The following is a 15,745-nucleotide window of genomic DNA, read 5'->3' on the forward strand; positions in this document are numbered from 1 at the left end:
TATTTATTAAGGAATTATTTATGAAAAAAATCATCACCGCAGTCGCAATGGCAAGTTTATTGTCTGGCTGTCAATTAATCGAACAACTTCAAGGTAGCAAACAAAAAACTTCAACCTTACCAACAACAAGCTCAAAAGTTGAATTACCTGCTGCACAAGCGCAAAGCTTAGATGCGCAGTTTGAGCGCATCAAAAATGGTAATCAAGAAGTCACCTTCAACGGCGAGAAATTCTATAAACAAACAAAAGCCTTCGATAAATCAGAAGATCCGCGTTTCTTAAGTGGTGCTGCGAATGTAGATCGTAGCAATCGTAAATTCATTATGAGCGAAACCTATTATTTAAAAGATGTTTCTCACGTTCCTGAATTAACAACAAAATATCTTGATGCAAACAAAAAAGTATGTGAGTTAAAAACGATTGGTAACGCTTCAGATGTTTACTATGCTTGTGATGGTAAAGATTTCCAACGCTTTATCGCTGTGGTTTATCAAGCGAAAAACATTCTTTCTTTCCGTAGCTTAAAAGCATATCAAGAAAAACCAACAGATGCGCAAGAAAAAGCGATTGTTAAAGGTTTAAGAGATTATCCGTTAGATACTATTGCTCGTTAATCTATGGATAGACGCAATCTTCTTTTAAATGAAATGGGAATAACCCGTTGGCAGCTCTATCGCCCAGAAGTATTGCAAGGGGCGGTTGGTGTGAGTGTTTCAGAACAAGTGAAATTTATTGTGGTGGCTAATGATAATCTCTCGAGTTCATCACTTTTTGCAGATATTCGACTTGCGCTAGAGCTCAAAAAAGAAGATTGCCTTTGCCTGAATTTCGATCAAATTCAACATATCACGTTACAACATTCTGTACGGTATTGGTTATTGGCTGAAAATGCTGATGAAATCGACCGCACTTTGCCTTATTGCCTAAATGCAGAGCGAGTTTATCGCTCTATTGATTGGCAACAATTCCAGCAAGATAGCCAAGCTAAACGTGAGCTTTGGCAACAAATCCAACAAATTTAATCATTATGGCTTCTCTTTTTCCTATTGAAGAATGCGATATGGATCGCTTATATGAAATTGAACAAGCTGCACATTTAGTGCCTTGGTCATTGGGAACATTGAAAAATAATGTTGGCGAGCGTTATCTCAATTTGAAATTAGTGGAAAAAGAGCAAGTGCTTGGTTTTGCTATTTGCCAAACGGTATTAGATGAAGCCACACTATTCAATATTGCGGTAGATCCAGTTCAACAAGGAAAGGGCTATGGTTCGTTTTTATTGCAAGGTTTAATGGATACGCTGAAAGAGAAAGGCATTCAAACCCTTTGGCTTGAAGTGCGTGAATCAAATCCGGCTCGTTTCCTTTATGAAAAGCTGGGATTTAATGAGGTTGATATTCGTAAGAATTATTATCCGAAACCGGATGGTGGACGAGAAAATGCTGTTGTGATGGCATGTTATCTCTAGAATGCAAAAGTGCGGTCAATTTTGACCGCACTTTGTTTATCTGAAAAGTAAGACATTACACTTCTTCTGCTGGGAAGACAAATGGATTTAATCCACTGCGTGCGAAGCCTTTTTCTTCCATTTCAATATCTAAGAAAATCGATGCTAAATCATCCGCTACCGCTTCAACGTTCGGATCTTTTTCTTGGAACATAATTTTTAAGTAGCTTTGGCAATCACCACAGGTTTCAGCACGAATGAGTGCAAGCTCTTCATTTAATGACCACAATTCAAGATTTTTGTGTTCATTGCAGTTAGTACATTGAGCACGCACTAAATTCCATTCGCTTTCACAAAGGCTACAGTGTAAATAACGTAAACCTTGTGATGTGCCGATATGTACAACACTTGCCACTGGTGCAGAACCACAAACAGGGCAGTAATGCAGATTATCTGTACCTTCTTGGCGGCTGTTATGAGGAATTTGTTGAGCCAATTGTAACCAATAAAGAGAAAGTGCTGCCCAGATAAAGACAGCTTTATCAGTGCTCACTAAATTAAATTCTTGGCTTAAAAGATGAGTAGCCATTTCTTCAAGCTCTTTATCAGAGGCTTTTTCAAGATTTTCAATGGTAGCAATAACCTGTTCATTCGCTTTTGGTTTAATGCTATGCAAAATTTCTTTGAGATATTCAATCCAAATGCCTGAGCGTTTAAATGTTTTAGCATTTAACGGCTCGATTTCGTTTAAGTTATCGAATGACTGTTTTTCTAATGGATTTTTTTCAAATACGCTTAATTGGCTTTCCACAACATCTGCAGCAAAGAGTAAATAATCAGCCAATGGATGATCTTTTGCTAATTCTCTTAAACGTTTTGCACGACGTTGATAAAGATTTTTAGGGTTAGCAAACAAAACAGGTGGAATATCGTATGAATTCTTTTTTTGTTTGATTTCGTCTGCAGATAAGATTTTGATACTCATAATAGTCTCTTAAGTATTGATAAGAAAAAGTGCGGTCAATTTTAACCGCACTTTTTGATTTTAGCCATTGATACCTTTGAACAATGCTTTGGTTTTTACTTTTTTACCTTCAGCTTCATTTTCAAGGTCTTCTTCTAGCTTAGGAAGTACTTCATCACGATACCATTTCGGGTGGTGTTTTTTCGCCCAGCGAACGGTTACCCAACCCTCAACGATTCCGCGGATTGAACCTTTAATCCAGAATGCCATATACATGTGTACCAAAATACCGGTGAACAACATGAATGCACTTAAAGAGTGAAGGAAAATCGCAAAACGTAATACCGGAATAGAGAAGTAGTGCGAGAAATACTGACGCCACATAATGATACCGGTTACAAGTAAAGTGACCATCGCCAAGTTCAATGTCCAGAATAACATTTTTTGACCAAGGTTATACTTGCCGTTATCTGCAACAGCGTGCTCATTCCCTTTTAATACTTCAACAATACCTTTTAACCAACGAATATCGTTTTTCTCTGGAATGTTGTGATCCCAGTAAAGATAGCCGAGGAAAATAAAGGCAACGAACATAATGATACCGGTGAATGGGTGAATTGCTCGAGCCAGTTGCGGAGTACCTAAAATTTCAGTTAACCACGCAAAATCTGGGAAGAAGAATGCCACACCAGTGAACATCGTCATAAAGAAGCAGATTACGAGTAACCAGTGGCTAAAACGAGCAGGCGTTCTATGACGAATGATTCGAGTATCATTGCTAATCTCAATCTTACTCATCTTTGCCCCCTTTTTTATCTTCTTCTTCAAATTCATGGTGATGATCTTCTACATCTTCTTCAACGTTTGGACCTACAGCTAAGTAGTGAGCGATTTCAGCAAGTGCTAGACCACCCATTGCTACAGCCGCTACCGGTTTCAATACATCTTTCCAAAGGGTGACGGTAAGGTCAACTTTTGGATCTTTTGGAAGACCAGAATAAAGTTCAGGTTTATCCGCATGGTGTAATACATACATTACGTGAGTACCACCTACGCCTTCAGGGTCGTAGATACCTGCGTTTTCGTAACCACGTGATTTTAAGTCAGCAACACGTTGTTCTGCGTAGAGTTTCATCTCTTCTTTAGAACCAAAACGAATTGCACCGGTTGGACAGGTTTTCACGCAAGCCGGTTCTTGGCCCACAGATACACGATCCACACAAAGGGTACATTTGTAGACACGGTTGTCTTCTGGGTTCATACGTGGAATGTTGAACGGACAACCTGCGATACAGTAACCACAACCGATACATTTATCAGATTGGAAATCCACGATACCGTTCGCATATTGGATAATTGCGCCTGGTGCAGGACAAGCTTTTAAACAGCCTGGTTCTGAACAGTGCATACAACCATCTTTACGGATTAACCATTCTAAACGATCATTTTCTTCAACTTCGTTAAAGCGCATTACCGTCCATGCTTTTGCATTGAGATCTACTGGGTTATCGTAGATCCCCACACATTGAGCATTAACATCAGAACGGATGTCATTCCACTCTGAACAGCCCACCTGACAGGCTTTACAACCGATACAGGTGGATACGTCGATTAATTTTGCAACTTCAACTTTATGATCACGCGCTTGAGGTGCTGGTGTTAAACCAGACGTAGCGGAGACCTTGATAATGTCTTGCGATTGAACGCCTTGACCACTTCCTGCCATATTATGCCTCCGCTTTCTCAATGTTTACCAAGAATGTTTTGTATTCTGGTGTTTGAGTGACTGCTTCACCCCAAGATGGTGTTAAGGTGTTGGTGGAGAAACCACGATTACCTTTACCATTTAAGGCTTTCATATTCCAGTGAATTGGAATACCCACGTGATGTACGGTACGTCCATCGACTTCTAAATCTTTCAAACGTTTCGTTACCACTGCTACGGCTTTAATGTAGCCACGGCGAGAAGTAATTTTCACCATATCACCTTTTTGGATGCCTTTTTCTGCTGCTAATTTCTCACCAATTTCCACGAATTGTTGTGGTTGAGCGATGATATTTAACGCAGATTGAGCAGTCCAACTGTGGAAGTGTTCGGTCAAACGATAAGTGGTTGCCACATAAGGGAAATCTTTGTTTGAACCGATAAATTCACGGTCTTCTTTATAAATACGAACAGTCGGATCAGAGACAACACTTGGGTGTAGTGGGTTAGTGTCAATCGGACTTTCAATTGGTTCATAGTGTTCAGGCATAGGGCCATTCGCAATTTTATCTACAGCGAATAGACGGCCAACACCTTCTGCAGACATAATAAATGGACCTGCATCAGAACCTGGTGGTTGTGTGCCATAGTCAGCTACATCTAACCAGTTCCAGTTTTTACCGTTCCATTTGATTAATTGGCGGTGTTTATCCCAAGGATTACCGTTAATATCAAGTGAAGCACGACTGTAAAGGATACGACGGTTTGCTGGCCATGCGAAGCCCCAACCTAATGTACAACCTAAACCTGATGGGTCAGAGTTGTCACGGTTTGCGGTTTGGTTACCTTTTTCAGTCCATTGACCCACATAGATCCAGTTACCTGATGAAGTTGTACCGTCATCACGTAAGTGAGCGAATCCGTTAAGTAATTGACCTTTTTTATACATGACGTTGCCATCAGCATCGAGAAGATCCGCAAGCGCGTAACCATTCAATTCTTTCGCTAATTCTACAGAACTTGGTGAATGCGGTTGAGCATAGTTCCAAGTCATCGCTTCGAAAGATTCGATACCACGACCACCTTCTTTTTGATAAAGGTGATGCATTTCTTCACGAATCATAGAAAGAATTTCAACATCTGGTAACGCTTCACCTGGTTGGTCACAGCCTTTCCAGTGCCATTGAGCCCAACGACCAGAGTTAGCAATAGAACCATCTTCTTCTGCGAAACAGGTGGTTGGTAAACGGAATACTTCAGTTTGAATATCTGCTGGATTCACATTGTTTGATTCACCAAAGTTTTTCCAGAATTCAGAAGATTCAGTTTGAAGCGGATCCATCACGATTAAGAATTTCAATTTGCTCATACCTGCAACAGTTTTGTTTTTGTTCGGTAATGAGTTTAATACGTTGAAACCTTGTAAAATCCAACCGTTCAATTTGCCATCATTCATTAACTTAACATGAGTGATAGGGTCGTATAAGCGGTCTGCTTTTGGTAAGAAATCGAAACCCCAACCATTTTCTTTGGTTGCTTTATCACCATAGAACGTTTTCATCATACTCACGAAGAATTTCGAGGTATTACGATAGTAGTTCACTTGGTTTGGTACGATATCTTTTGGCGTAATCGCATTAATGTATTGTTCGTAAGACGTATCTTTGTCATTCGGTAAACGCATATAACCAGGTAAAGACATCGGCAATAAGCCCATATCTGTTGTACCTTGTACGTTTGAGTGTCCACGTAATGCATTAATACCGCCTCCTGGCATCCCCATATTACCTAAGAGTAATTGGATCATAGCCATTGAACGAATATTTTGAGTACCGATTGTATGTTCAGTAAAGCCTAACGCATATAAGTGCGTCATGGTTTTATTCGGTGCAGAGGTTTTACCAATTTCTTCACAGATTTGTAAGAAGAGTTTTTGCTTAACACCGGTAATACGTTCAACTATTTCTGGGGTATAGCGAGAAACGTGATCTTTCAAGATATTAATCACACAACGTGGATCTTGTAAGGTCATGTCACGTTTAGCATTACCATTTTCATCAAATTGGTAATTCCATTTAGATTTATCGTAAGTACGTTTTTCTTCATCAAAGCCTACGAATAAACCATCTTCAAATTTGAAACCTTCATCAACTAAGAATGAAGCATTGGTATAGTGTTTAACGTATTCGTGTTGAATTTGGTTAGTTTCCAATAAGTAACGGATCACACCCATTAAGAATGCGATATCAGAACCGGAACGAATTGGTGCATGAAGGTCAGCTACAGAAGCTGTACGGTTAAAGCGAGGGTCAACCACGATGATTTTCGCACCGTTTTTCTTCGCTTCGATCGCCCAACGGAAGCCAACAGGGTGAGCTTCAGCAGGGTTACCACCTTGAACAATAATAAGATTGGCGTTTTTGATGTCAACCCAGTTGTTTGTCATGGCACCGCGACCAAATGATGGAGCAAGACTTGCTACCGTTGGTCCGTGTCAAGTATTCGCTTGGTTACACATCGGCACTATGCCCAACATTCGAACCCATTTATGAGTAAGAAGTGCGGCCTCGTTGCTCATGGCGGAGGCGGTCATAATACCAGTAGAGGTCCAACGGTTAACGGTTTTGCCACTTGCGTCTTTTTCAACGAAGTTCGCATCACGGTCATCTTTTAATAAACGAGAAACGCGTTTGATCGCTTCTTCCCAAGAAAGACGAACCCATTTGTCCGAACCCGGTGCTCGATATTCAGGGTATAATGCACGGCTTTCACTATTAACATAGTCTAACGCGCCCGCACCTTTAGGACATAATGCCCCACGGCTTACCGGATGGTCTGGGTCACCTTCAAGGTGGAATAATTTAGAACGGGTATTGGTGCCTGTATGGCTGCTTAAAGCATCGTAAGGTTTGCCTGTGCTATATAACAACATACCACAGCTCACTGCACAATATGTACAGGTGTTACGGGATTCAAAAGCCCGTAATAATTTGTATTCACGTGGTGCCGCTAAGACAGATGATGGTGCAAAACCCAACATTGCCGCAGACGTCCCCGCCATACCACCTGCACAGATCTTAAAGAACTTACGTCTAGAGACCTGCATAATCACTCCTTCATAACGGCGAACCGTTAAGATATTTCGATAGTATAAATTCGTATAGATAATTTATTTGATTTCGTTAAAATAACGTATCAACCATTAAATTGATTATAACAATGACCAATTTAAACGGAGTCGATTTTAACTATTTTTTAACCGAAAATCTATAATCAAAACTTGTTATAATCGCTTTAAAACTTGAGCTAGATCACAAAACAAACATTTTTTGTTAAAAAAAAGTAACATTTTTACAACAGTCATTTTATTGGGAAAAAATAATGCACTGGATAATCCAAAAAACAATTAATTTTTTAAAAAAAACATCTGAAAATCCGACCGCACTTTTAGTGGAAAAACAAGATAGTTTGGCTGCGGAAGTCCCTGTTTCACTTGTCTATAATGGTATTGCACATACCGTCATGATGTGCTCTCCCCAAGATTTAGAGGATTTTGCTTTAGGCTTTTCATTAGCGGAAGGTATTATTGAGAAAAAAGCGGATATTTATGGCATAGATGTGGTGGAAGTATGCAATGGCATTGAAGTGCAAATTGAATTATCTAGCCGTCAATTTGTAGCATTAAAAGATCATCGCCGTACATTAACAGGTAGAACAGGATGTGGCATTTGCGGCACAGAACAAATCTCACAAGTTTATAAAAAATTGCCGAAATTAGACCGCACTTTCCAATTTAATTTAAATTTATTAGATGGCTGTTTAGAACAATTACAAGCTAATCAAACACTCGGAAAAGAAACAGGGGCGACACATGCCGCCGCCTTTTTTGATTTATCGGGTAATTTACTGGCGATTCGAGAAGATGTTGGGCGACATGTGGCACTAGATAAATTAATCGGCTGGCATGCTAAACAGAATCAACCGCAAGGATTCGTACTTGTTTCAAGCCGAGCCAGTTATGAAATGGTCCAAAAATCGGTAGCTTGTGGCATCGAGTTACTTGTTGCAATTTCTGCAGCAACAGATCTTGCCGTCAATATGGCTGAACAACACAATCTTTCCCTTATCGGCTTTGCTCGCCCTGGAAAAGCTAATATCTATGCGGGTAAAGAGCGGTTGGTTTTAGCTTAGTTTATCTATATAAAAACGAGTGCGGTCAAAAACATTCTTATTTTGACCGCACTTTTTGTTTATTCCTTTTATTCTTTTGGCGATTTACTCTCTAAGAGCACTTCAGAAACCCAACGTTGGGTGAGGCGTTTACCTTCTTGATCTGTACCAAATTTCATAAAATCAATATCCACCAGTTTTAATTTACCAGCCGGTAGGAAACCTGGTGCAGGTTCTGCATGGATATTGGTTGGAAGTTGGTAAGAGTCTGATTCTTTCCATGGAATTTCTTGTGCTTCTTTGCTTAGCACGAAATCCATAAATAGCTTGGCATTATCAAGGTTTCTAGCTCCTTTAATAATGCTTGCTCCACCTAAAGAATAGCCTACGCCTTCGCATGGCAGAATACCTTCAACTGGCGCACCATTTTTCTTCTCACGCGGATAAACCAACATAAAACCTAAATCAATCGCTACAGTACCGTTAGCCAAATAGTTGCTCGCAAGACCTGTTTTGGTATGTTGCATGAGATTGAGTTCTAGTTTTTTCAGATAGTCAAAGGCTTTTTCTTCTCCCCATAATGTGGAAAAAGTGCTGATAAGGGAATAGCCCGTGCCTGATACACGCGGATCAGGATATTGAATTTGGCCTTGATATTCAGGTTTTATTAGATCTGCATAACATTTTGGCGCTGGAATATTCAATTCTTTTAATTTTTTAGTATTGACCCCAATGCCAAGTTCCATTAAGTAAATAACAGAGGTGAAATTGCCACGTTGGTCCATCAGAGATTTAAATTGTGGCATGATATCTTTTTGTAATGGGGAACGATAGGATTCAAGTAAGCCTAATTCTGCGGCTTGAAGATGGGGTTCAATCGTGCCACCAAACCAGAAATCAGCTTGTGGGTTTTCTTTTTCAGCTTTAATTTTGCCTAATACAACGCCTGTACTATTACGCACAAATTGTGCATCTACATTGTATTTTTTACTAAAGGCTTGAGTGACTTTTTCGCATACAACATTTTGTACGCTGCAATAGACAGTAAGTTTTCCTTCAGCCTGAGCATGAGAAGTGTACGCGAGGGTGGTTAGGGCTGAAAGTGCGGTTAATGTTAGCGTTGTTTTAATTGACATTGTGTCTCCTTTAACTTCGTCAATGTTTAGTAATTATTTGATATTGCTAATATAAAGGGGCGGAGTAAATTTGTAAATATCAGGTTGTTTAAAAATATAATTCCCACTATAATCCCTGTAAATTTAACCAGATTAAAATAAGAGCAATGGATATTTCAGAATTACTTGATGGCTTGAATGATAAACAACGTGAAGCAGTGGCAGCACCACTTGGCAATTACCTTGTGCTTGCGGGGGCTGGAAGTGGTAAAACTCGCGTCTTGACTCATCGTATTGCTTGGTTGATTGCCGTAGAAAATATTTCTGAAGGCAGCATTATGGCGGTAACCTTTACCAATAAAGCCGCTGCTGAAATGCGCCATCGTATTCAAGATACCTTGTCCAAACATGCTCAATCCAATTTATTTGGTATGTGGATTGGCACATTCCATAGCATTGCCCATCGATTATTACGCGCTCACCATTTAGATGTAAACTTGCCACAAGATTTCCAGATTTTGGATTCTGAAGACCAACTTCGTTTAGTAAAACGCTTGATGAAATTGCACAATTATGACGATAAAGCATTTCCACCGAAACAAGCGTGCTGGTATATCAATAATAAAAAAGATGAAGGTTTAAGACCGCAAGATATTAATGATTTTGGTGATCGTCAGGAAAAAGAGTGGATTAAGATTTATCAAATTTATCAAGATACTTGTGATCGTGCGGGCTTGGTGGATTTTGCTGAATTGTTAATTCGTGCGTATGAATTATTTGCTAAAAAGCCCGTGATTTTGCAACGTTATCAGCAACGTTTTCAGCACATTTTGGTGGATGAGTTTCAAGATACTAATAAAATCCAATATGCCTGGATCAAAATTCTTGCCGGTAATACGGGTAAAGTGATGATTGTGGGCGATGATGACCAATCCATTTATGGATGGCGTGGTGCGCAAGTCGAAAATATTCAAAAATTCCTAAAAGATTTCAACGCTGAAACTATTCGTTTAGAACAAAACTATCGTTCTACCGGCAATATTCTGAAAAGTGCCAACCAACTTATTTCGAATAATAGTGATCGCCTCGGTAAGAATTTATGGACCGACGGTGAAATGGGTGAGCCAGTGGGTATTTATGCGGCATTTAATGAGTTAGATGAAGCTAAATTTGTGGCGTCTCAAATCCAAAATTGGGTAGATAGCGGTGGAAAATTAGATGATTGTGCTGTTTTATATCGTAGTAATAGCCAATCTCGTGTTATTGAAGAAGCCTTGATTCGTTGCCAAATTCCTTATCGGATTTATGGCGGGATGCGATTCTTCGAACGCCAAGAAATTAAAGATGCATTGGCGTATTTACGCTTAATTAATAATCGTCAAGATGACGCCGCGTTTGAACGTGTGATTAATACGCCTACGCGTGGTATAGGTGATCGTACTTTAGATGTATTACGTAACTTAACGCGTGAACGTCAAATTACCTTATGGCAAGCAGTACAAGTGGCCACACAAGAAAATATGCTAACGGGACGTGCTTCAACCGCATTGCTTCGTTTCCAAGAGTTGATTAATTCTTTGCAGGTTGATACAGCCGAAATGCCACTATTTGCACAAACTGATTTCGTGATTAAACATTCTGGCTTATACGATATGTATAAACAGGAAAAAGGCGAGAAAGGTGAAGTACGTATTGAAAACTTAGAAGAATTGGTGACGGCAACCCGAGAATTTATCAAACCTGATGACGCGGAGGATATGACCGATCTTACCGCCTTTTTAACTCATGCTTCTTTAGAGGCGGGAGAAGAGCAGGCTTCGCCGCATCAATCTTGTGTGGAAATGATGACTTTACACTCTGCAAAAGGCTTGGAATTCCCGCGCGTATTTATGGTGGGGGTAGAAGAGGGCGTATTCCCAAGTTTCCGTTCATTTGAAGAGCCTGGTCGTTTGGAGGAAGAACGCCGTCTTGCTTATGTGGGCATTACTCGAGCGAAGCAAAAACTCACCATTTGTTATGCTGAAAGCCGTCGTGTTTATACGAAAGAAGAACGTCATTTGCCTTCGCGATTTATCACAGAATTGCCATCAGAGTGTATTCAAGAAATCCGTTTGCGCGGAACGGTGACTCGAGCATTAAACCAAGCGAAAGTAGGAAGTTTAAGCACGAGTTTGCCAGAAAATGAATGGAAAATGGGGCAAAAAGTGAAACATGAAAAGTTTGGTTTTGGCACAGTGATAAACGTTGAAGGCTCAGATAATAACACCCGTTTACAAATTGCTTTCCAAGCTCAAGGCATTAAGTGGCTGATTGCGCATTTGGCAAAATTAGAAAAAGTGCGGTAGAATCGGGAGGATTTTATTGCAACGAGTATGGATGTTAGTGTTCATATTCAATATGCCAGTGCGGAAATGTTCGAAGAAACGACCGCACTTTTATCATGTGGGAAGTAGATGTTTAAATTTATTTTAAAACGTATTTTAATGGTGATTCCTACCTTTATCGCCATTACTTTTGTGACTTTTGCTCTCATTCATTTTATTCCGGGTGATCCCGTGGAGATTATGATGGGAGAGCGAGGTTTAACGCCAGAAGTTCATCAACAAATGATGAAGCAACTTGGTCTTGATTTACCGTTGTATCAGCAATATTTCAATTATATTGGCAATGTAATACAAGGCGATTTCGGTGAATCATTCCGCACCCAACAACCTGTTCTGAGGGAGTTTTTCACACTCTTTCCTGCTACCTTTGAATTAGCTTTCTTTGCGTTATTTTGGTCGTTAATTGCGGGTATTACGCTCGGAACGATTGCGGCCGTCAAGAAAGATAGTTGGATTTCTCATACCGTAACAGCCATGTCCTTAACGGGTTATTCCATGCCAATTTTCTGGTGGGGATTAATTTTGATCTTATATGTTTCACCTTGGTTAGATTTACCACAAGGGGGGCGTTTAGAAGATAGCTTCTGGATCGATACGCCGACCGGTTTCATGTTAATTGATACTTGGCTTTCAGGTGTGCCAGGCGCCTTTGGGAATGCCATTAAGTCATTGATTCTCCCGTCTATTGTGTTAGGCACCATTCCACTTGCGGTGATTACCAGAATGACACGTTCTTCGATGTTGGAAGTGTTAGGTGAAGATTATATTCGTACCGCAAAAGCGAAAGGCTTAAGTTATACCCGAATTGTGATTGTTCATGCGCTACGTAATGCACTTATCCCTGTTGTGACAGTGGTGGGCTTGATTGTAGGACAGCTATTATCCGGTGCGGTTTTAACCGAAACAATTTTCTCATGGCCGGGTATTGGTAAATGGATTATTGATGCGATTTCCAATCGTGATTATCCTGTCTTACAAGGCGCCGTGTTGATTATTGCTACAATTATCATTGTGGTGAATTTGACGATTGATTTACTTTATGGCGTGGTAAACCCACGTATTCGCCATCAATAAGGAGCCTTATTAATGACGGAACAAACTTTATCTATTGAAACGATTGCACCTCGCACACCGTTGCAGGAGTTTTGGTTTTATTTCAAACAAAATAAAGGGGCTGTGATTGGGCTCACTTTTATTCTTGTTGTGGCATTAATCAGTGTTTTTGCGCCTTGGATTGCACCTTTTGACCCTATCGAACAAAATCGTTCAGCGCTATTGTTACCGCCAGCTTGGTATGAAGGCGGCAATTCTGCTTATTTACTGGGTACGGATGACATTGGTCGAGATATTCTTTCTCGCATTATTTATGGTACGCGCATTTCTGTTTTTGCAGGTTTCATTATTGTCATTTTATCTTGCATTTTAGGAACGAGTCTTGGCTTGCTTGCCGGCTATTATGGTGGAGCATTAGATACATTAATTGTTCGTTTTATTGACATCATGTTGGCTATCCCAAACTTGCTTTTAACCATTGTAGTGGTGTCAATTTTAGAGCCCTCTTTAACCAATGCGACGTTAGCGATTGCCGTGGTTTCGATTCCAAGTTATGTGCGTTTAACACGTGCGGCGGTATTGAATGAGAAAAACCGAGATTATGTCACCTCTTCACGCGTAGCGGGAGCAAGCGTATTACGCTTAATGTTTATTGTGATTTTACCGAATTGCCTTGCACCGCTTATTGTGCAAATGACAATGGGGATTTCTAACGCGATTTTAGAGTTAGCGACCTTAGGTTTCTTAGGTATCGGCGCAAAACCACCGACACCGGAATTGGGTACCATGTTATCTGAATCACGTAGCTTTATGCAGGCAGCCAACTGGTTGGTTACCATTCCAGGTTTAGTGATTTTATCGCTTGTTTTAGCATTTAACTTAATGGGCGACGGGTTACGTGATGCGCTCGATCCAAAATTAAAACAATAGGGGGCAGAATGGCATTATTAGATGTAAAAGAACTTTCTGTTCACTTTGGTGATGAAAAAGCACCTTTTAAAGCGGTAGATCGCATTAGCTACCAAGTTAATCAAGGCGAAGTATTAGGTATTGTCGGCGAGTCAGGCTCAGGGAAATCAGTAAGTTCCCTTGCGGTAATGGGCTTAATTGATTTTCCTGGTCGAGTTTCAGCGCAGGGCTTAGCATTTGAAGGAAAAGATCTTTTAAGCTTACCGCCAAAAGAAAAGCGGGAATTAGTTGGGGCTGATATTGCCATGATCTTCCAAGACCCAATGACAAGCTTAAATCCCGCTTATACGGTGGGTTTCCAAATTATGGAAGCGATTAAGGCACATCAAGGCGGCAGTAAAAAAGAACGCCGTGAGCGCACCTTAGAGCTATTACGCCTAGTCGGGATACCTGATCCTGAATCACGTATTGATGTTTATCCGCATCAGCTTTCTGGCGGGATGAGCCAACGCGTTATGATTGCTATGGCGATAGCGTGTAAACCGAGATTGCTGATTGCAGATGAGCCAACCACTGCACTGGATGTGACCATTCAAGCTCAAATTGTAGATTTGTTGCTTGAGTTGCAGCAAAAAGAATGTATGTCATTGATTTTGATTACGCACGATCTTGCGTTAGTCGCAGAAGCGGCGCATCGTATTATTGTGATGTATGCAGGACAAGTAGTGGAAGAAGGACGAGCAGAAGATATTTTCCGTGAACCCAAACATCCTTACACCCAAGCCTTATTACGTTCTTTACCGGAGTTTGCAGAAGGTAAATCTCGTTTGCAATCTTTACCCGGTGTGGTGCCAGGTAAATACGATCGCCCACAAGGTTGTTTGTTAAATCCACGTTGTCCGTATGCGACTGATCTTTGTCGAAGTGTGGAACCTGAATTACGTCACGTAGGAAATCGACAAGTTAAATGTCACACCCCATTAAATGCCCAAGGAGAACCTAGCAATGACTGATGTCGCCCAAGAAAATGCACCATTGCTCAATGCCATTGGGCTAAAAAAATATTATCCTGTGAAAAAAGGGATGTTTGCGAAAACACAGCAAGTGAAAGCATTAGATGGTGTGTCTTTTTCCTTAGAACGAGGCAAAACCCTTGCCGTAGTAGGAGAGTCTGGTTGTGGTAAATCAACACTAGGTCGTCTTTTGACGATGATAGAAGAACCGACTGAAGGTGAATTGTATTACAACGGGCAAAATTTCTTAGTCAATGATCATGAAACGAAAGCATTGCGCCGTCAGAAAATCCAAATCGTGTTTCAAAATCCTTATGCCTCACTGAATCCGCGTAAGAAAATCGGCACGATTTTGGAAGAGCCCTTAGTCATTAATACCAATCTATCGGCAAAAGAGCGTAAGGAAAAAGTATTGGCCATGATGGCAAAAGTGGGATTGCGTGCAGAGTTTTATAATCGCTATCCACATATGTTTTCGGGTGGACAGCGTCAACGTATCGCAATTGCTCGTGGTTTAATGCTTGAACCTGACGTGGTTGTGGCGGATGAACCCGTTTCTGCGTTAGACGTGTCCGTTCGTGCGCAAGTGCTGAATTTGATGATGGATTTGCAAGCTGAGCTTGGTTTATCTTATGTGTTTATTTCCCATGATCTTTCGGTGGTTGAACACATTGCAGATGAGGTGATGGTGATGTATTTAGGTCGCTGTGTTGAAATGGGTACAAAAGAGCAGATCTTTAAAAACCCACAACATCCTTATACGCAAGCATTACTTTCGGCTACGCCAAGATTATCGCCTGAATTACGTCGTCAGCGGATTAAATTAAAGGGCGAATTACCTAGCCCGATTAATCCACCAAAAGGTTGTGCATTTAATCCGCGTTGTTGGAAAGCGACTGATAAATGTCGAAATGAGCAACCGAAATTGGAAAAATATCCTGATGGTAAGCTAATCGCTTGTTTCCATCTCGATTAGAAAAGAAAA

The 15,745-nt window shown here is 40.5% G+C and carries 14 protein-coding genes; 9 read left to right on the forward strand and 5 right to left on the reverse strand.

Annotated elements, in window-relative coordinates; translation table 11 throughout:
* Nucleotides 1–20: 20 nt before the first annotated feature.
* Genes HMPREF3279_RS08675 through rimI form a run of 3 tightly spaced genes read left to right on the forward strand, consistent with a single transcriptional unit; the run spans nt 21 to nt 1,468 of the window.
* Nucleotides 21–614, forward strand: coding sequence for a hypothetical protein (locus HMPREF3279_RS08675; protein ID WP_070868895.1), 594 nt, complete (start codon nt 21–23; stop codon nt 612–614).
* Nucleotides 615–617: 3 nt separating this feature from the next.
* Nucleotides 618–1,022 carry a DNA polymerase III subunit psi gene (locus HMPREF3279_RS08680; RefSeq protein WP_070868896.1) on the forward strand — a complete coding sequence of 135 codons (405 nt, stop codon included), beginning with the start codon at nt 618–620 and terminating at the stop codon, nt 1,020–1,022.
* Nucleotides 1,023–1,027: 5 nt separating this feature from the next.
* A complete protein-coding gene (gene rimI / locus HMPREF3279_RS08685) occupies nt 1,028–1,468 on the forward strand; it encodes a ribosomal protein S18-alanine N-acetyltransferase (RefSeq protein ID WP_070868920.1) in 441 nt (146 codons plus the stop codon).
* A 55-nt stretch (nt 1,469–1,523) separates the two neighbouring features.
* Here the strand turns inward: rimI and fdhE are convergent, their stop codons facing one another.
* Genes fdhE through fdnG form a run of 4 tightly spaced genes read right to left on the reverse strand, consistent with a single transcriptional unit; the run spans nt 1,524 to nt 7,222 of the window.
* Nucleotides 1,524–2,432, reverse strand: coding sequence for a formate dehydrogenase accessory protein FdhE (gene fdhE, locus HMPREF3279_RS08690; RefSeq protein ID WP_070868897.1), 909 nt, complete (start codon nt 2,430–2,432; stop codon nt 1,524–1,526).
* 60 nt (nt 2,433–2,492) lie between these two features.
* Nucleotides 2,493–3,209, reverse strand: a complete 717-nt coding sequence (locus tag HMPREF3279_RS08695; RefSeq protein ID WP_049365400.1) for a formate dehydrogenase subunit gamma — start codon at nt 3,207–3,209, stop codon at nt 2,493–2,495.
* Nucleotides 3,202–4,137 carry a formate dehydrogenase subunit beta gene (gene fdxH / locus HMPREF3279_RS08700; RefSeq protein ID WP_049365401.1) on the reverse strand — a complete coding sequence of 312 codons (936 nt, stop codon included), beginning with the start codon at nt 4,135–4,137 and terminating at the stop codon, nt 3,202–3,204. Before fdxH ends, HMPREF3279_RS08695 begins: the two co-directional genes overlap by 8 nt.
* Before the next feature lies 1 nt (nt 4,138).
* Nucleotides 4,139–7,222, reverse strand: a complete 3,084-nt coding sequence (gene fdnG, locus HMPREF3279_RS08705) for a formate dehydrogenase-N subunit alpha (RefSeq protein ID WP_143422667.1) — start codon at nt 7,220–7,222, stop codon at nt 4,139–4,141.
* Nucleotides 7,223–7,497: 275 nt separating this feature from the next.
* On the opposite strand from fdnG, the gene fdhD reads away from it, so the two are divergent.
* The gene (gene fdhD, locus HMPREF3279_RS08715) at nt 7,498–8,307 is read left to right on the forward strand and encodes a formate dehydrogenase accessory sulfurtransferase FdhD (RefSeq protein WP_070868898.1); all 810 of its coding nucleotides are present in this window, start codon (nt 7,498–7,500) and stop codon (nt 8,305–8,307) included.
* 68 nt (nt 8,308–8,375) lie between these two features.
* Here the strand turns inward: fdhD and HMPREF3279_RS08720 are convergent, their stop codons facing one another.
* Entirely contained in the window at nt 8,376–9,422 is a 1,047-nt protein-coding gene (locus tag HMPREF3279_RS08720; RefSeq protein WP_070868899.1) for an ABC transporter substrate-binding protein, read from the reverse strand.
* 146 nt (nt 9,423–9,568) lie between these two features.
* On the opposite strand from HMPREF3279_RS08720, the gene uvrD reads away from it, so the two are divergent.
* The 5 genes from uvrD to HMPREF3279_RS08745 all read left to right on the forward strand — a co-directional run bounded on the left by uvrD (nt 9,569) and on the right by HMPREF3279_RS08745 (nt 15,736).
* Nucleotides 9,569–11,746 (forward strand): DNA helicase II, encoded by a 2,178-nt coding sequence (uvrD, locus tag HMPREF3279_RS08725; protein WP_070868900.1) that lies wholly within the window; start codon nt 9,569–9,571, stop codon nt 11,744–11,746.
* 108 nt (nt 11,747–11,854) lie between these two features.
* Complete coding sequence (locus HMPREF3279_RS08730; RefSeq protein ID WP_070868901.1) at nt 11,855–12,859, forward strand: ABC transporter permease subunit; 1,005 nt, start codon at nt 11,855–11,857, stop codon at nt 12,857–12,859.
* Nucleotides 12,860–12,871: 12 nt separating this feature from the next.
* Nucleotides 12,872–13,768, forward strand: coding sequence for an ABC transporter permease subunit (locus HMPREF3279_RS08735; protein ID WP_005697777.1), 897 nt, complete (start codon nt 12,872–12,874; stop codon nt 13,766–13,768).
* Nucleotides 13,769–13,776: 8 nt separating this feature from the next.
* The gene (gene dppD / locus HMPREF3279_RS08740) at nt 13,777–14,760 is read left to right on the forward strand and encodes a dipeptide ABC transporter ATP-binding protein (RefSeq protein ID WP_070868902.1); all 984 of its coding nucleotides are present in this window, start codon (nt 13,777–13,779) and stop codon (nt 14,758–14,760) included.
* On the forward strand, nt 14,753–15,736 hold the full coding sequence (locus HMPREF3279_RS08745) for a peptide ABC transporter ATP-binding protein (protein ID WP_070868903.1): 984 nt from the start codon (nt 14,753–14,755) through the stop codon (nt 15,734–15,736). Before dppD ends, HMPREF3279_RS08745 begins: the two co-directional genes overlap by 8 nt.
* Nucleotides 15,737–15,745: the final 9 nt, after the last annotated feature.

Origin of the sequence: Haemophilus sp. HMSC71H05 (assembly GCF_001838635.1) — a bacterium.
Lineage (GTDB): Bacteria > Pseudomonadota > Gammaproteobacteria > Enterobacterales > Pasteurellaceae > Haemophilus_D > Haemophilus_D parainfluenzae_R.

Bases quoted from the DNA above. Each gene is read 5' to 3' on its own strand.
- HMPREF3279_RS08745 (WP_070868903.1), top strand. From the start codon at position 14,753: ATGACTGATGTCGCCCAAGAAAATGCACCATTGCTCAATGCCATTGGG.
- HMPREF3279_RS08730 (WP_070868901.1), top strand. From the start codon at position 11,855: ATGTTTAAATTTATTTTAAAACGTATTTTAATGGTGATTCCTACCTTT.
- HMPREF3279_RS08695 (WP_049365400.1), bottom strand. From the start codon at position 3,209: ATGAGTAAGATTGAGATTAGCAATGATACTCGAATCATTCGTCATAGA.
- rimI (WP_070868920.1), top strand. From the start codon at position 1,028: ATGGCTTCTCTTTTTCCTATTGAAGAATGCGATATGGATCGCTTATAT.
- fdhE (WP_070868897.1), bottom strand. From the start codon at position 2,432: ATGAGTATCAAAATCTTATCTGCAGACGAAATCAAACAAAAAAAGAAT.
- HMPREF3279_RS08735 (WP_005697777.1), top strand. From the start codon at position 12,872: ATGACGGAACAAACTTTATCTATTGAAACGATTGCACCTCGCACACCG.
- HMPREF3279_RS08720 (WP_070868899.1), bottom strand. From the start codon at position 9,422: ATGTCAATTAAAACAACGCTAACATTAACCGCACTTTCAGCCCTAACC.
- dppD (WP_070868902.1), top strand. From the start codon at position 13,777: ATGGCATTATTAGATGTAAAAGAACTTTCTGTTCACTTTGGTGATGAA.
- HMPREF3279_RS08675 (WP_070868895.1), top strand. From the start codon at position 21: ATGAAAAAAATCATCACCGCAGTCGCAATGGCAAGTTTATTGTCTGGC.
- uvrD (WP_070868900.1), top strand. From the start codon at position 9,569: ATGGATATTTCAGAATTACTTGATGGCTTGAATGATAAACAACGTGAA.
- HMPREF3279_RS08680 (WP_070868896.1), top strand. From the start codon at position 618: ATGGATAGACGCAATCTTCTTTTAAATGAAATGGGAATAACCCGTTGG.
- fdhD (WP_070868898.1), top strand. From the start codon at position 7,498: ATGCACTGGATAATCCAAAAAACAATTAATTTTTTAAAAAAAACATCT.
- fdxH (WP_049365401.1), bottom strand. From the start codon at position 4,137: ATGGCAGGAAGTGGTCAAGGCGTTCAATCGCAAGACATTATCAAGGTC.